The organism is Mesorhizobium sp. ESP7-2 (assembly GCF_020164715.1).
GTDB lineage: Bacteria > Pseudomonadota > Alphaproteobacteria > Rhizobiales > Rhizobiaceae > Mesorhizobium.
Window position 1 is genome coordinate 15585 of record NZ_JAIUGQ010000004.1, and the last position, 15277, is coordinate 30861.

Genomic DNA, 15277 nt, shown 5'->3' on the forward strand with positions numbered 1-15277 from the left:
GATGCTGTCGCCTGTCAAGCCGACGGGTCGATGACCCTGCGGGAAATCCACACTGGCAGGATCGTTTGACCCGCATCAAGTCGCAACCGGTCGCAAGGGCGCAAGATGAGCCAACGTCGCTGTCTGCGGGAGCGGCAAACATCGGCTCTGCACGCAAGCACCGCCGCAATGGGAGGATAGAGCATGGCGCATGTTGTGGTCCTGGGTGCCGGGCTGGGTGGTACCATCATGGCCTACGAGCTTCGCGACGAACTGGCGAGCGAACATCAGGTTTCCGTGGTCAACAATGGCAGCCACTATTCATTCGTGCCGTCCAACCCCTGGGTCGCCGTTGGCTGGCGCGACCGGCAAGCGATCGAAATCGACCTTGTTCCGGTGCTGGCGCGGCGCAACATCGGCTTTCATCCGCAAGGTGCCAGGCGCGTTCACCCGGTCGAGCGCACGGTGGAACTCAATGACGGCTCATCCGTCACCTACGACTATCTGGTGATCGCCACCGGCCCCGAACTGGCATTCGACGAGATCGAAGGCTTCGGGCCTGAGCACAACACCCAGTCGGTCTGCCACATCGATCACGCACTCAAGGCCAAGACGGCCTTCGACGCGCTCGTCGCCAAGCCCGGTCCGGTCGTCATCGGCGCGGTCCAGGGCGCGTCCTGCTTCGGGCCCGCCTATGAGTTCACCTTCATTCTCGACAAGGCGTTGCGCGACGCCAAGGTGCGCGATCGCGTCCCAATGACCTTCGTCACCTCGGAACCCTATATCGGCCATCTCGGCCTCGACGGCGTTGGCGACACCAAGGGCCTGCTCGAGAGCGAGATGCGCCAGCATCACATCAAGTGGATCTGCAACGCCAAGATCGACAGGGTCGAGCCGGGCAAGATGTTCGTCCAGGAAATCGCCGACGATGGGTCGGTCAGACAGGCGCATGAATTGCCGCATGCCTTCGCCATGATGCTGCCGGCGTTCCGTGGCGTGGCGGCGGTGCGCGGCATCGAAGGCCTCACCAATCCGCGCGGCTTCATCCTCGTCGACAAGCACCAGCGCAACCCAGCCTTCCCCGACATATTCGCGGTCGGCGTCTGCGTTGCCATCCCGCCGATCGGCAAGACGCCGGTTCCGGTAGGCGTGCCCAAGACCGGCTTCATGATCGAATCCATGGTCATCGCGACGGCCCGCAACATCGGCCGGCTGGTCAAAGGCATCGCGCCCGATGCCCAGGGCACATGGAATGCGGTTTGTCTCGCCGATTTCGGCGATTCCGGCGTGGCCTTCGTGGCGCAGCCGCAGATCCCGCCGCGCAACGTCAACTGGTCGTCTTCCGGCAAATGGGTGCACACCGCCAAGGTCGGCTTCGAGAAGTATTTCCTGCACAAGATCAGGACCGGCAAGGCCGAACCCTTCTACGAACGCCTGGTGCTGCAGGTGCTGGGCATCGACAAGCTCAAGCAGATCAAAGTCGAGGCATCCGTGGATGTCCCGGCTGACTGACCAAGGTAAGCCGGCGATGGGGCCGGTTGGCGGGCAAGCGACAACCAGCGGTCGCCTGCGGCAAATTCAACACGAGCCCTTGCAGTCAATGATAAGTATTCGTATATTAAAATATAATCATATACAAATGGAGATGACAATGTCCATCGACCGTTCCGTTCTGGCCTTCGCGGGCACCATGGTGCTTTTGTCCGTCGCGCTTACCGCTTTTGTCTCGCCGCTGTTCGTCTGGCTGACGGTCTTTGTCGGCCTCAACATGCTGCAATCGGCGTTCACCGGCTTCTGTCCGGCGGCGATGATCTTCCGCAAGCTCGGCGTCAAGCCTGGATGCGCGTTCTGAGGAAGGTCAAGATGCGCTCGTCTGTTCTATTCGCCGCGTTGCTGGCTACCTCTCCGGCGCTTGCCGGCACGCTGACGCTGGCGCCGACCACGGTGACCGAATGGAAGGCGGTCTATGGCCGTGTCGAGGCGCGCGACACCGTTCCGGCGCGCGCCCGCATCGGCGGCGTTGTCATGGAGCTGGCGATCACCGAGGGCGACATGGTCAAGGCGGGGCAGAAGATCGCCACCGTCCAGGACGACAAGATCGCCTTTCAGGTCGCCGCGCTCGATGCCGAGCTGCGCGCCCTGCGGGCACAGCTGGATACGGCTCAATCCGAACTCGAACGCGGCCAGACCCTGGTCGACAAGGGCGTTATTACCGCGCAGCGTCTCGATCAGCTGCGCACCGAGGTCGACGTCGCGCGCAACCAGCTTGCCGCGACCGAGGCGCAGCGTTCGGTGATCGTGCAGCAGGGCGCCGAGGGCGATGTCCTTGCTCCCGGCGATGGCCGCGTGCTGAACGTGCCGGTGACGCGCGGCGCCGTCATCATGGCCGGTGAAGTGGTGGCCACCATCGGTGGCGGTGGCGTGTTCCTGCGGCTGGCTGTTCCGGAGCGCTACGCGGGGTCGCTGAAGCAGGGAGCCGTCATCCGCATCAATGCCGGCGGCAAGGAGTCCGCCGGCCGGCTCGCCAAGATCTATCCGCAGATGGACAATGGCCGTGTTATCGCCGATGTCGAGGTCGACAATCTCGATACCAATTTCATCGATGCCCGGGTCCTGGTCGAGCTGCCGGTCGCCGAGCGCTCCGCGCTGCTGGTGCCGGCATCGGCGATCGAGACCCGTTCGGGGATCGATTTCGTGCGCGTCGCCGCCGGCGGCGGCGATGCCGAACGTGCGGTGGTCGCCGGCGAGCGGACCAAGCGCGCCGGCGGCGACTATGTCGAGATCCTGACAGGCCTCGCGGCCGGCGATGTCGTGATCACGCCATGAAAGATCCAGCATCGTTCGGTATTGCCGGCGCGCTGACGCGGGCCTTCATCGGCTCGCCGCTGACGCCACTGTTCCTGGTCGCGGCTTTCGCCTTCGGGCTGGTGGCGCTGCTGACGCTGCCGCGCGAGGAGGAGCCGCAGATTTCGGTGCCGATGGTCGACATCTTCGTGCGCGCGGACGGGCTGAAGGCCGACGATGCCGTCAAGCTGATCACCGAGCCGCTGGAGACGATCGTCAAGGGTATCGACGGCGTGGAGCATGTCTATTCCCAGACCCGCGACGATCAGGTGATGGTCACCGCCCGGTTCGTCGTCGGCACATCGTCGGACGCCGCGGTGCTGCGCGTCCACGACAAGGTGCGCGCCAACATGGATCGCATTCCCATCGGTGTGCCCGAGCCGCTGATCGTCGGCCGCGGCATCGACGACGTCGCCATCGTCACGCTGACACTGTCGCCGAAGCCGGAGGCGGCCGCGCGCATGACTGCCAACGACCTCACCCGCATCGCGCGCGAACTGCGCACCGAGATTGCCAAGATCGACAATGTCGGCCTTACCTATCTGGTCGGCGACACCGGCGAGATCATCCGCGTCGGCCCGAACCCGGAGAAGCTCGCTCTTTACGGCGTCACCCTGCAGCAGCTCGCGGCCAAGGTTTCCGGCGCCAACAAGGCTTTTCCGACTGGGCGCGTGCGCAATCAGGGCGAGCAGATCGATATCGTCGCCGGCGAGACGCTGGCTTCGCCCGACCAGATCGGCAACCTGCTCTTGACCTCGCGCGACAACCGGCCCGTCTATGTCCGCGACGTCGCCGACGTCGCCTTCGCCACCGACACCGGTGAAGCGCTGGTATCCACGGTCACCAGGGCCGGCGCCGGCGTGGAGCGCGTGCCGTCGGTCACGCTCGCCATTGCCAAGCGCGCCGGATCGAACGCGGTCGCCGTCGCTGATGCTATCCTGCATCGGGTCGCCCTGCTCCAGGGCGGACTGATCCCCGGCGATATCTCGATCGACGTGACGCGCAACTACGGTGAAACCGCCAACGACAAGGCCAACGAGCTCCTCTACCACCTCGGCCTGGCCACGATCTCGATCATCGTGCTGGTCTGGGTCGCCATCGGCCGCCGCGAAGCCATGGTCGTGGCCGTCGTCATTCCAGTGACCATCCTGCTCACGCTGTTTGCCTCGCGCGTCATGGGCTACACGCTGAACCGCGTCTCGCTGTTCGCGCTGATCTTTTCCATCGGCATCCTCGTCGACGACGCCATCGTGGTGATCGAGAACATTTCGCGCCACTGGGCCATGGGCGGCGGGCGCGATCGTCGGCAAGCGGCGATCGAGGCGGTGGCCGAAGTCGGCAACCCGACCATCGTCGCCACCTTGACCGTGGTCGCAGCCCTGCTGCCGATGCTGTTCGTCTCGGGAATGATGGGCCCCTATATGAGCCCGATCCCGGCCAATGCGTCGGCGGCGATGATCTTCTCCTTCTTCGTCGCGGTGATGGTGACGCCGTGGCTGATGCTCAAACTCGCCGAACGGGCGCCGGTGCACGCCCATCAAGACCATGGCAATGGCGGTCCGCTCGGCCGCGCCTACACAGCCGTCGCCCGGCCGATCCTGGCCTCGAAGAAGGCGAGCTGGGCTTTCCTCCTTGCCGTCGGCGTGCTGACGCTTGGCTCGCTTGCGCTGTTCTACACCGAGCACGTCACCGTCAAGCTCCTGCCCTTCGACAACAAGTCCGAACTGTCGGTCACCATCGACCTGCCGGAAGGGTCTTCCGTCGAGGCGACCGATGCGGTGGCGCAGGCCGTCGCCGCCAAGGTTCTCGAGCTGGAGGAGGTCCGAACGGTCCAGACACATGCCGGAACGGCGGCGCCCTTCAATTTCAACGGCCTCGTCCGCCATGCCGTCCTGCGCACCGAGCCGCAGCAGGGCGACGTTGCGCTCAACCTGCTGCCGAAAGCGAACCGTACCCGCTCCAGCCATGAGATCGCGCTCGATGTGCGCCAGCGCATCGCAACGATCCCGGTGCCGGAAGGTACCAGCCTGAAGGTCGTCGAGCCGCCGCCCGGCCCGCCGGTGATGGCGACCCTGCTGGCCGAGATCTACGGACCTGACGGCGAGACGCGCCGCAAGGTCGCCGCCAGGATCGAGACGGCGTTTCGCTCCGTGCCTTTCATCGTCGACGTCGACAATTCCTGGGGCCAGCCCGCGCGCCGACTGCGCGCCACGATTTCGACCGACGATGCGGAGTTCTTCCATGTCGAGGAAAGCGACGTCTTCGACACGCTCGCCATCCTCAATGGCGGGAGGACCGTCGGCTATTCGCATCGCGGCGGCGGCCGCCAGCCGATCCCGATCCGCATCGAGCGGCCGAAGGGCGAAAAGACGCTCGACGAGCGCTTCCTGACCACGCCAATTCCGTCGAATGTCCTGCCCGGCGACCGCGGCGTGGTCGAACTCGGCGATGTCGTGCGGGCGACGCCGGAGCGCGCTTCGTTCCCGGTGTTCAGGCACAATGGCCGCGCCGCCGAAATGGTGACGGCCGAGCTTGCCGGCAGCTTCGAGGCGCCGCTTTACGGCATGCTGGCTGTCGGCAAGGCCATCGACGCTCAAGACTGGACCGGCTTGCAGAAGCCCGCGATCGCGCTGCATGGCCAGCCGGAGGATGAAAGCCGGCCGACCCTGTTGTGGGATGGTGAATGGGAAGTCACCTGGGTGACCTTCCGTGACATGGGGGCTGCCTTCGGGGTCGCGCTGCTCGGTATCTACATCCTGGTTGTCGCGCAGTTCGGGTCGTTCAAGGTGCCGCTGGTGATCCTCACCCCGATCCCATTGACCTTTATCGGCATCCTCGGCGGGCACTGGTTGTTCGGCGCGCCGTTCACGGCCACTTCGATGATCGGGTTCATCGCGCTGGCCGGCATCATCGTGCGCAACTCGATCCTGCTGGTCGACTTCATCCGCCACGCGGCGTCGCCTGAAAGGCCGCTAAGCGAGGTGCTGATCAAGGCTGGAGCCATCCGGTTCAAGCCGATCCTGCTGACGGCACTCGCCGCCATGATCGGCGCGGCAGTGATCCTGACCGACCCGATCTTCCAGGGGCTGGCGATCTCCCTGCTGTTCGGCCTGGCGTCCTCGACGCTGCTGACGGTGCTGGTCATCCCCGCGATCTACCGGGTGCTGCGCACGTGAACGGGAACAGAGCGGCCTGTCGATGCTTTCCTGTTGTCGGATCGATTTCAAGTGGCGCCGGAATGCAACGTCGTCGATTCGCGTCAGATCAAATAGACGCGCAGCGATTGTCGCTACGGTGAGGTGGATGGAGCTTCGCTCGCTGCCGTCCTTCACCAGCGACGAGTCTCTCGCAAATCTGGTAGCCTACAATTGAGCCATCTGGCCGGCACAATTGGTGGCATCTGCCATTGGGATCCTTGCAGTAGTCATTCTTGTCTGGCGACCAACGATGGCGGATCGCGATCGCTCAAGGAGGGGTTGAGATATGTCGACGTCCTTCCAGGCGATGCGGGCCAATTTTCGCGTGCAGGAGCGCCCGCTATGAGACGAATCGGCACATTCCTGCTGGTCATGCCCATCACCATAGCGGTTATGGCCGGTGTGGCTTTCTTGAATTACAAGAACGAGCTTGGCCGTCAGCGGGACGCGGTCAGCCGAGGCAGTCTAATCGCCTACCTCGACATCGGCCCGATCGAATACGCCGACAGCGGTGCGGGCATTCCGCTGCTGTCGATCCACGGTGCCGGCGGCGGCTTTGACCAGGGTCTTGCCCTTGCCGCCGATCTTGTCGGGGGCGGCTTTCGGGTCATCGCGCCGTCGCGCTTCGGCTATCTTCGCACGCCCGTTCCCAGGGACCCCTCTCCAGCCGCGCAGGGCGACGCCCACGCGGCCTTGCTTTCTAGACTGAAGATTCCAAAAGCGGTGGTTGTCGGTGTTTCGGCGGGCGCCCGTTCAGCGGTCCAGCTGGCACTGCGGCATCCGGACAGGGTCGCCGGTCTCATTCTGATAGTCCCAGCCCTCTATTCACCGAGCAGTCCGGTTGCCATCCACGTGGGTCGCGGCAGCAAGTTTGCATTCTGGGCCGTCAGTGCAGGAGGCGATTTCGCTTGGTGGGCCGCCGAGAATATCGCACCGTCGGCACTTGTTCGGTTTGTCGGCGTTCGACCGGCACTACTGGCGGCTGCGCCGCAAGCGGAGAGGGTCCGCGTCATGAGCTTCGTCAGGAGCGTTGAACCGCTGTCGCTGCGCTTCGCCGGTATCAACATCGACAGCACGCCCGAGCTGCATGAGTTGCCGTTGGAAAAAATCACTGCACCCACGATAATCATCTCCGCGCGCGACGATCTGTTCAATACGCTGCCCGCTGCCGAATTGACCGCCGATAGGATCCCCGATGCACGGCTGGTCGTCTACGACACCGGCGGACATCTCTTGGTCGGACGGCTGCAGCAGGTTCGCTTAGCAGTCCGCACCTTTCTAGTTGCCGCTGGCGTGATCCCTCCATCAGATCTGTGACCAATGTCGCCTTGGCGCCGGTTGGGTGCTGTCGCCCATTGAAAGCAACGGTTGGGCCGAGGGTAGAGCGTCATGCCGGCGCTCGCTTTCATAGCGACTGCCGAGCTGAGATTGCCGAAGCTAATGCATGTCGCCCGGAAGTGTCCTCGGATCCGGGATAACGACATGCATAAAATCAGAAGCTTACAGCAGGTCGGGCGAATCCTATTCGCCGCGACATGCTGTAGGGACGTACTCAAATCCGAGTCGGAGCGATTGGCCAGGACCGGGCTTGCTGCGAGGAAATGTTGATATGCTCTCAGTTCCCTGCGTCACAGCAGTTCAGCATTTTGCAAGAAGCAGCGGGCAGGCCGCAGCGCTGCCTTCGAACCACGTACCGCGCTCGCCTTCAACAATTTGCACGGCGTCATCGAGTTGGCCGATCGCGGCTGGCTTGCCCGTCGCGTCAACGAATTCGATCGCGGCGGCGACCTTCGGCCCCATCGAGCCGGCGGCAAAATCTCGTCCGGATATCTCCGTCGTGGCTAGCCGGCGGAGGGCACGGGCTGTGGCGGTGCCATAGTCGGCATAAACGGCATCGACGTCGGTCAGCAGCAGAAGCATGTCGGCCTTCAATTGGCGGGCAAGAAGGGAACTCGCCAGATCCTTGTCAATGACGGCTTCCACGCCGCAGAGGCTGCCGTCATCCATGGCTATCACCGGAACTCCACCGCCGCCCGTGCAGATGACGATGACGCCGCGCTCGACAAGGAACGAAATCACGGAGGCTTCCAGAATCTCAAGCGGCCTCGGCGAAGGTACGACGCGGCGCCATTTGTCGCCATCGGGCGCGATCGGCCATCCGCGTTCCGCGGCAAGCCGAAGCGCCGTCGCCTTCTCGTACACCGGGCCTATCGGCTTGGTTGGTCGAGCGAAAGCCGGGTCGCGAGGATCCACCCGCACTTGCGTCAGCAGGGTGGCGAACAGCCGCTCCTTGAGGAGATTGCCGAGCTCCTGTTCAATGACGTAGCCGATCATCCCCGCGCTTTCGGCGCCAAGTACGTCGAGTGGAAAGGCTCCGCCGTCAGGATGGGCTGCCGCTGCTTGCAGCGCGAGCAAGCCCACCTGTGGGCCATTGCCATGCGTGATTACGATCGAGTGCCCTTCGCCGATCAGCGCCGCCAACACGGATGCGGCACGCTTGATGTTGGCGCGCTGGTTGTCGGCGGTCATCGGCTCGCCGCGCCGCAGCAACGCGTTCCCGCCAAGCGCGGCCACGATAAGCATTTCAGTTGCCAATCGTCGCGACTAGCAGGGCCTTGATCGTATGCATGCGATTTTCCGCCTGATCGAATACGATCGACGCGTCCGACTCGAATACCTCGTCGCTGACCTCCATGCAGTCGATGCCATATTCGCGCGCAATGAATGCACCGATCTCGGTATCGGTATCGTGGAAAGCCGGCAGGCAATGCATGAATTTCGCGTGCGGATTGCCGGTGGCCGCCATTACGTCGCTCGTCACCCGGTAAGGTGTCAAAAGGCGAATGCGCTCGGCCCAACCGGATTTGTCCTCGCCCATCGACATCCAGACATCGGTGTAGACGAAGTCGGCATCCTGGACGCAGTCCTTTACGTCTTCGCCCAATCTGAAGCGCCCCCGGCTGTTTTGCGCCAGGTCCCTGATGTGAGCGCTGAACGCCTCGTCGGGCCAGAGTTCGTTGGGCGAAGCAATGCGCATGTCGATACCGACTTTGGCCGCGCCCAGCGCTAGTGACATCGCGACGTTGTCGCGCCCCTCGCCGACGAAAGCGACAGTCATGTCCGAGAGGTGCTTATGGGTGAACTCGCGCATGGTCATGAAATCGGCAAGAATCTGCGTAGGATGCGCTTCGTCCGTCAGGCCATTGTAGACCGGCACCCCGGCATAGGTGGCCAGCACTTCCGCCTGTTGCTGGGCAAAACCGCGATACTCGATGGCGTCATACATTCGGCCAAGCACACGTGCGGTATCCTTCATGGATTCCTTATGGCCGATATGGCTTCCGCTCGGACCGAAATACGTGACATGAGCGCCCTGATCGTAAGCCGCCACCTCGAACCCTGTGCGCGTGCGCGTCGAATCCTTTTCGAAGATCAGTGCGATATTTTTTCGGGAAAGGCGCGGCACTTCGTGTCCAGCGTGCTTGGCGGCCTTGAGATCCGCTGCAAGCCTCAACAGAAATCGAATCTCGTCACCTGTCAGATCGTCCAGCGTGAGGACGGACCGGCCGTGCAGGTTGATCGACATTGTGAAGTTCCTTTCAGATTGGGTCGCGCGCCAGGGGACAGGTCATGCAGTGCCCGCCGCCGCGCCCACGGCTGAGTTCGGCGCCCTCCACGGTAATTACTTCTATTCCAGCCCTGCGCAGAAGGGTGTTGGTGTAGACGTTTCGGTCGTAACCGATGACCACGCCCGGCTCGATCGCGACGACGTTATTGCCGTCGTCCCATTGTTCCCGCTCTGCTTCATAGCGGTCGCCTCCCGTGGCGATGATCCGCAGCGACTTCAATCCGAGCCCGTCGGCGACAACAGACGTGAATGGCTCTCTTTCCTCCGTTACCTCGACTGCCGCGTCTCCGTCACCGGGTCGCAGCGAAAAGGAACGCAGGCGTTCGACAACGGGCGGATACATGGTGACCAGGTCGCGATCACAGAAAGTGAAAACGGTGTCGAGATGCATGAAACCGCGATCTCTCGGCATCAGGGCTGCAATCACACGGGTCGCTTCGCCGCACGCGAACAATTTTCGTGCAAGGTCGCCCACCGCTTGCGGCGTCGTGCGTTCTCCCATGCCGACGAGCACCGTTCCACCACCGATCGGCATGACATCCCCACCCTCCAGGCTATTACAGGTTCCCAGGTCAGGCGACACGAAGGGAATGCTACTGTCTCGAAAGCGAGGATGAAACCGATACACCGCTTCGACATTGGCGGCCTCCGGGCGGCGCGCGGCCCAGTACATGGGATTGACCGAGACCGAGCCATGGATCCAGCAGGAACTGTCGCGCGTGAAAAGCTGGTTCGGCAACGGTGGCAGCACGAACTCCTGAGGGGCGAACGTCCTGCCGGTCAGTCCCGCGGGCTCGAAGGGTAGCTCGGCACGAGCGATGCCGCCGACAAGCACGGTCGCGAGGTGATCCGATGGCATCTCATCGAGCCAACCCCGCATTTCGCCGACCATGTCGAGGCCGACGACACCGGCGTGAATCCTGCGGTCGAGGAGCCAATCGCGGGCCTTGGCCAGGCTCATCGTCTCTGCCAGGAGTTCTCCGAAGGAATGCACCAGCACACCGCGTTCACGCAAGGCATCGACGAAGACATCGTGCTCCTGGCGGGCCCGCTTGACCCACAGCACGTCGTCGAAAAGCAGCGCCTTGCAGTTTCCCGGTGTCAACCTGCGCAGGCTGAGATCGGGTCGATGGACCATCACCTCGCGCAGACGGCCGACTTCGGAGTGGACACCCAGCTTCGTCATCGAGCGCTCTCTTCAAAGCGGACTGATGGCGCCGGTCCACATTTCGTAGACAGCGAGAATGGCGACTGCGACCAGGGCTACGGCGAGTGCCGCTTCGGCAGGACGGAATAGACGCTGACTGGTTTCGCGGCGCGCCCAGATGTAGAAGATGATGCCGGGAGCATAGAGGATCGCGCACATGAACAGGTAGGCAGGTCCAGCCGCGTAGACGAGCCAGAGCCCGTAGACCGTTGCTAGTAGTCCAGCGAAGAGAGGACCTGTTCGCTGCTCGCCAGTCGTATAGCTCTCTCCAGTCAATGCCAGCTTGGCCGCGTAGGCGCCGGAGAAGATGTAAGGCACAAGAATGGCCGCCGACGCGATGTAGAACAGGGCCTGATAGGTGCTCTGGGCGAAGAGCGTTATCACCAGGAAAGCCTGGACCAGCAGGTTGGTGATCAGAAGCGAGATCGACGGCACGCCGCGTTCGCTTTCCTGGCCGAAGAATTTCGGCATCGTCCCATCCTTGGCGGCGACATGCGGAATTTCGGCCGCCAGCAGCGTCCAACTGAGGAAGGCGCCGACCACCGACACGACAAGCGCGATGTTGATGAGGATTGCACCCCAGGGCCCGACAACCGCCTCCAGAACGCCGGCCATGCTCGGGTTTTTCAGCGCGGCAAGTTCCGGCTGGTTCAGGATGCCGAGCGACAGCAGCGACACCAGGGCGTAGAGCGCGAGGCAGGTGAAGAAGCCGAGAACCGTCGCCGTGGCGATGTCCTTGCGGCGCTCGGCACGGCCGGAGAATACGCTGGCACCCTCGATGCCGATGAAGACCCACAGCGTCACCAGCATCGTGCTTTTCACCTGTGCGGTGATCGAGCCGAGGCTGGCGTTGCCGAGACCAGTGAAGTCGAGAGACCAGACCTGAAGCCTGAAGGCAACGGCAACAACCCCAACGAACAGAACGATCGGAGCGATCTTTGCCGCCGTGACGATGAGGTTCACGACCGCCGCCTGCCGGATGCCGGCAAGGATCAGGAGGTGTTTCAGCCACAGCAAAACCGATGCACCAAGCACCGCCTGCCAGGTATTGCCATCGCCGAACGCCGGAAAGAAATAGGACAGCGCGCTGAACACGATCACCGCGTAGGAGACGTTGCCGACCCAGGCGCTGATCCAGTAGCCCCAGGCGCTGTTGAAGCCGATGAAAGGACCGAAGCCGGCCTTGGCGTAAGCGTACGGGCCGGCGTCGAGTTCGGGCTTGCGGGTCGCTAGCGACTGATAGACGAAGACCAGTGCCAGCATGCCGACGGCGGTGATGGCCCAGCCGATCAGGATGGCGAGGGGACCCGCACCAGCCGCCATGTTCTGCGGCAGGCTGAACACGCCGGAGCCGACCATTGAACCGATCACGAGTGCAGTCAAGGAACCCAGTCGAAGTCTCGCTGGCGCCGCGGTCTCGACTTTCATAACAGCAATATCGATATCAGCCGTAGTCATGATGCGCTCCCGAATTTGAAGGCTCTGATGGGAGGCAATGAATAGGAAGACGAGGCTTCCAGCTTTGATGCCGGTCAAATTGAAACTTGATTTCCAAAGGTGTGAGTTGAGGGGTCACTCATCTCGCTCGACCAGAGATCGTTTGATCCTCATCAACGTCAAGACGAAATCGCCTCTGCATATTCAGGCCGTTCAATAAACCGAGCGCGGCCCGCTCCCATGCAGAGGTGCAATCATGAACAACAATATTCTGAGGCAGGACATCATCGATGAGCTGGAGTTTCAGCCGAGTATCGACGCGGCCAATATCGGCGTCGCCGTCGACAACGGCGTGGTCACCCTGACCGGCCATGTGTCGACCTATGCGCAGAAGGCAACCACGGAAGAGGCGGTACGCCGCGTCAAAGGTGTAAAGGGTATCGCGCAGGAGATCGAAGTGCGGCCTGTCGGCGGCAACCTGACGGCCGACGACGAGATCGCCAAGCGCGCCCTGCACTCTATCAGCTGGAATACCGTCGTCCCCGACGGAGCGGTACAGGTCAGGGTCCAGAATGGCTGGGTGACACTCACCGGCAAGGTGGAGTGGCAGTATCAGAGATCCGCGGCGTTCGCCGCGATCCGATATCTGGCTGGCGTTCTCGGCGTGCATAACAGCATCGAGGTGTTGCCACAGGCCACGGCGTCCAATGTGAAAAAGTGCATCGAAGACGCCTTGAAGCGCAGTGCGGAAGTCGAGTCGAAAGCGATAGAAGTCAACGTGTCCGACGGCAAGGTTACACTGAAAGGCAAGGTCAACAGCTGGGCCGAACGTCGCACGACAGAGCGCGCGGCCTGGGCCGTGCCCGGGGTGCGCATGGTCGAAGACCACCTTACAATCGCTTAAAGCGTCGGAACGTCAAAGGGAAGCGAGCATGGCACGCCGGCGCCCATGCATATGCGGGGTCCCTTCGCCCGCGTCGCATCGCGGGCGCAGCGGTCGATGTCGAACAAAGCCCGACCCACGCACGTCTCCGAAGTCGGCGAGGATCGGGCTTGGTGCACTGACAGATCGTCAGGCGATGTCGGCCGGTTCGGCCTTGCGTTTTCGCCCGGTGATCATGGCCCGGACCAGGTTTTCACGGTGCCGTAGGCTTGCCAACGCGACACCGCCAATGTGCAGCAAGACAAGCAGCAGCAGGCCGTGCGCAGCCAGGCTATGCGCCAATTCGACCCACGACACGCCGAAATAGGCGTCCGTCGTCATCAGCCAGCCGGTCAGCGCGGTTGAGCCCATAGCCGCCATCAGCACAATCACCATCACACCGCCGGCCGGATTGTGGCCGAGGTAGCGGGCTTCGCGGCCGCTCAGTATTGCCGCGAGATAGCGCAGCACCGTCGCCGGATCGCGCACGAATTGAGTGAACCGCGCGTAGTGCGTGCCCAGGACACCCCATAGGAGCCGCATTGCGACCAGCGCGGCAGCAGCGTAACCCGCCAAATGGTGAAGGACCTCCGAAGAATGGGAGGTGAGCCAGGCGGTGATGAAGCTGAGCGCCAGCGCCCAGTGGAAGCCCCGCACGACCCGGTCCCAGACGCGCACCATCTCCGGCGATGGCTGCGCGTCCGTGATCGCTGAAGTACTCAGATCAATTTTCGCCGGCTTCGGCATTGTCGAGCTTTTCAAGGGTCTCGGCATTGTAAGCCCAGTTCACTTTCTTGCCGGCCTTGTCGACCGCGTAGACTTCGTAACAGCCCTTCTCGACCTTGATCTGGCGGACCGTGAGGCCTTCGCCGGTCAACTGGGCCTCGAGCGTTGCCTTGGGCTTGAACTGCGATTTCGGAGCGGTGCTGCAGCTGCCGCCGGCGGCGAGGGCTGGCGCGGCAATTAAGCCCGCCAGGGCGGCCAAGGTGAGTGTACGGTACATGATGGCTCCATTCTGAAGGCGCGGATGTTGCGCCCGTGGGTGGGATTCGGATCGGCTTTGTTGGACGGCGATGTGACCGTCATGGTGCGACATAGCCAATTCAAGCTGACAAACAGCTGACGGTTGCACGGGCAGCGACATCGACTCCGAAGATCGGGCTCGCGCCGGGTGGATTGATCTGGCGCAAGGCCGGCGTCTCACAGCGCGAGCAGCATGCCGGTCCGGACTGAGAGCGCTTTTGCCGTCGTCCTGAAGGAGGATTGTCATGAAAACGATATCGAGGAGTGCAGGGCTCGGGCTCGCTGCCGCAATGTTCATGGCCGGTGCTGCCGGCGCCGTCCAGGCCGCCGCGCTTGTTCAAGTCTCGCTGTGGGACAAGGGCGCAAGCATGGAAATGCCGATGGGTCTTGCCTATGCAATGCCAGGCCTTGATCCGGCCAGGGCGACCATGGGCATCAAGGCCTTGCCTGGAGCTGTGAAGGCCGGGAGGTTACGTTCAATGTGAAAAATGACTCCAAGGACACCGTTCACGAGATGATCGTGATGTACCTTGCCGATCCCAGCAAGCCGCTTCCCTACGTTGAAGCGGAAAACAGCGTCGACGAAGACAGGGCCGGCGACAAGGGCGAGGTTTCGGAGCTTGGCCCCGGCAAATCAGGTGCGTTGACAGTCGACCTGAAGGCTGGAAAATACCTGCTCATCTGCAACGTGCCAGGCCACTACGGGGCCGGCATGTGGGCTGAGTTCACCGTCGATCCATAAAGCGGACAGCGGTTCGCGCTGCAGCGGTGGTTGTCCCGGTTCCGACGGTTGCCAGGATCGCCGGTTTTCAGGAATGGTGGCAAGCCGCGGGATCGGAAATGTGGCGATACCGATGGTGCGCCTCATCCCTGGTCGCCTGTCACCATTGTAAGCCCACTGTCAGCTTGGCTGTTCTAGCCGGGCTTTGCGACCGAGGAATGATTCCCCAAAAACAATCGCCTGCGGGGTCGCCGCATGCGATCAGGAGCTATTTGAACATGCAGCTTTTCAAGTCTGGGCTGGTCTTGGTCCTTTTGAC

14 protein-coding genes are annotated in these 15277 nt (G+C 62.7%); 8 read left to right on the top strand and 6 right to left on the bottom strand.

Translation table 11 applies throughout. From position 1 onward, the window contains the following. Nucleotides 1–183 precede the first annotated feature (183 nt). The 5 genes from LB543_RS05605 to LB543_RS05625 all read left to right on the top strand — a co-directional run bounded on the left by LB543_RS05605 (nt 184) and on the right by LB543_RS05625 (nt 7337). Complete coding sequence (locus LB543_RS05605) at nt 184–1491, top strand: NAD(P)/FAD-dependent oxidoreductase (protein ID WP_140764935.1); 1308 nt, start codon at nt 184–186, stop codon at nt 1489–1491. 139 nt (nt 1492–1630) lie between these two features. Beyond that, nucleotides 1631–1831, top strand: a complete 201-nt coding sequence (locus LB543_RS05610; protein WP_140764937.1) for a DUF2892 domain-containing protein — start codon at nt 1631–1633, stop codon at nt 1829–1831. A gap of 11 nt (nt 1832–1842) precedes the next feature. Further along, nucleotides 1843–2805: an efflux RND transporter periplasmic adaptor subunit gene (locus tag LB543_RS05615; protein ID WP_224613356.1), complete on the top strand. Its 963-nt coding sequence runs from the start codon at nt 1843–1845 to the stop codon at nt 2803–2805. Next, nucleotides 2802–5999: an efflux RND transporter permease subunit gene (locus tag LB543_RS05620; RefSeq protein WP_224613357.1), complete on the top strand. Its 3198-nt coding sequence runs from the start codon at nt 2802–2804 to the stop codon at nt 5997–5999. The genes LB543_RS05615 and LB543_RS05620 overlap by 4 nt, the downstream gene beginning before the upstream one ends. Before the next feature lie 363 nt (nt 6000–6362). Next, the gene (locus LB543_RS05625; protein WP_224613358.1) at nt 6363–7337 is read left to right on the top strand and encodes an alpha/beta fold hydrolase; all 975 of its coding nucleotides are present in this window, start codon (nt 6363–6365) and stop codon (nt 7335–7337) included. Between the two features lie 321 nt (nt 7338–7658). Here LB543_RS05625 and arcC read toward each other — a convergent pair whose 3' ends face one another. The 4 genes from arcC to arcD are packed head-to-tail and all read right to left on the bottom strand — an operon-like array spanning nt 7659 to nt 12313. Then, nucleotides 7659–8603 (bottom strand): carbamate kinase, encoded by a 945-nt coding sequence (gene arcC, locus LB543_RS05630; RefSeq protein WP_224613360.1) that lies wholly within the window; start codon nt 8601–8603, stop codon nt 7659–7661. Between the two features lies 1 nt (nt 8604). Then, entirely contained in the window at nt 8605–9606 is a 1002-nt protein-coding gene (gene argF, locus LB543_RS05635; RefSeq protein WP_140813420.1) for an ornithine carbamoyltransferase, read from the bottom strand. 13 nt (nt 9607–9619) lie between these two features. Then, nucleotides 9620–10834 carry an arginine deiminase gene (locus LB543_RS05640; RefSeq protein WP_224613361.1) on the bottom strand — a complete coding sequence of 405 codons (1215 nt, stop codon included), beginning with the start codon at nt 10832–10834 and terminating at the stop codon, nt 9620–9622. Between the two features lie 12 nt (nt 10835–10846). After that, nucleotides 10847–12313, bottom strand: coding sequence for an arginine-ornithine antiporter (arcD, locus tag LB543_RS05645; protein WP_224613362.1), 1467 nt, complete (start codon nt 12311–12313; stop codon nt 10847–10849). A 235-nt stretch (nt 12314–12548) separates the two neighbouring features. Here arcD and LB543_RS05650 point away from each other — a divergent pair, with 235 nt between their 5' ends. Beyond that, entirely contained in the window at nt 12549–13196 is a 648-nt protein-coding gene (locus LB543_RS05650; RefSeq protein ID WP_140764950.1) for a BON domain-containing protein, read from the top strand. Between the two features lie 168 nt (nt 13197–13364). Here LB543_RS05650 and LB543_RS05655 read toward each other — a convergent pair whose 3' ends face one another. Both LB543_RS05655 and LB543_RS05660 read right to left on the bottom strand, forming a co-directional pair. Next, nucleotides 13365–13961: a cytochrome b/b6 domain-containing protein gene (locus tag LB543_RS05655; protein ID WP_318012953.1), complete on the bottom strand. Its 597-nt coding sequence runs from the start codon at nt 13959–13961 to the stop codon at nt 13365–13367. Further along, nucleotides 13939–14217: a PepSY domain-containing protein gene (locus LB543_RS05660; RefSeq protein WP_181178814.1), complete on the bottom strand. Its 279-nt coding sequence runs from the start codon at nt 14215–14217 to the stop codon at nt 13939–13941. The genes LB543_RS05655 and LB543_RS05660 overlap by 23 nt, the downstream gene beginning before the upstream one ends. 265 nt (nt 14218–14482) lie before the next feature. Between LB543_RS05660 and LB543_RS05665 the strand changes: the two genes are divergently transcribed. Both LB543_RS05665 and LB543_RS05670 read left to right on the top strand, forming a co-directional pair. Next, a complete protein-coding gene (locus LB543_RS05665) occupies nt 14483–14722 on the top strand; it encodes a hypothetical protein (RefSeq protein WP_224613364.1) in 240 nt (79 codons plus the stop codon). Beyond that, nucleotides 14719–14979: a sulfocyanin-like copper-binding protein gene (locus LB543_RS05670; protein WP_224613366.1), complete on the top strand. Its 261-nt coding sequence runs from the start codon at nt 14719–14721 to the stop codon at nt 14977–14979. The genes LB543_RS05665 and LB543_RS05670 overlap by 4 nt, the downstream gene beginning before the upstream one ends. The last annotated feature ends 298 nt before the right edge of the window (nt 14980–15277 follow it).

Excerpts from the sequence above, each read along its gene's own strand:
- LB543_RS05610 (WP_140764937.1), top strand. The coding sequence starts at position 1,631 with ATGTCCATCGACCGTTCCGTTCTGGCCTTCGCGGGCACCATGGTGCTT.
- arcC (WP_224613360.1), bottom strand. The coding sequence starts at position 8,603 with ATGCTTATCGTGGCCGCGCTTGGCGGGAACGCGTTGCTGCGGCGCGGC.
- LB543_RS05605 (WP_140764935.1), top strand. The coding sequence starts at position 184 with ATGGCGCATGTTGTGGTCCTGGGTGCCGGGCTGGGTGGTACCATCATG.
- LB543_RS05655 (WP_318012953.1), bottom strand. The coding sequence starts at position 13,961 with ATGCCGAAGCCGGCGAAAATTGATCTGAGTACTTCAGCGATCACGGAC.
- arcD (WP_224613362.1), bottom strand. The coding sequence starts at position 12,313 with ATGACTACGGCTGATATCGATATTGCTGTTATGAAAGTCGAGACCGCG.
- LB543_RS05640 (WP_224613361.1), bottom strand. The coding sequence starts at position 10,834 with ATGACGAAGCTGGGTGTCCACTCCGAAGTCGGCCGTCTGCGCGAGGTG.
- LB543_RS05660 (WP_181178814.1), bottom strand. The coding sequence starts at position 14,217 with ATGTACCGTACACTCACCTTGGCCGCCCTGGCGGGCTTAATTGCCGCG.
- LB543_RS05615 (WP_224613356.1), top strand. The coding sequence starts at position 1,843 with ATGCGCTCGTCTGTTCTATTCGCCGCGTTGCTGGCTACCTCTCCGGCG.
- LB543_RS05650 (WP_140764950.1), top strand. The coding sequence starts at position 12,549 with ATGAACAACAATATTCTGAGGCAGGACATCATCGATGAGCTGGAGTTT.
- LB543_RS05620 (WP_224613357.1), top strand. The coding sequence starts at position 2,802 with ATGAAAGATCCAGCATCGTTCGGTATTGCCGGCGCGCTGACGCGGGCC.
- LB543_RS05665 (WP_224613364.1), top strand. The coding sequence starts at position 14,483 with ATGAAAACGATATCGAGGAGTGCAGGGCTCGGGCTCGCTGCCGCAATG.
- LB543_RS05625 (WP_224613358.1), top strand. The coding sequence starts at position 6,363 with ATGAGACGAATCGGCACATTCCTGCTGGTCATGCCCATCACCATAGCG.
- argF (WP_140813420.1), bottom strand. The coding sequence starts at position 9,606 with ATGTCGATCAACCTGCACGGCCGGTCCGTCCTCACGCTGGACGATCTG.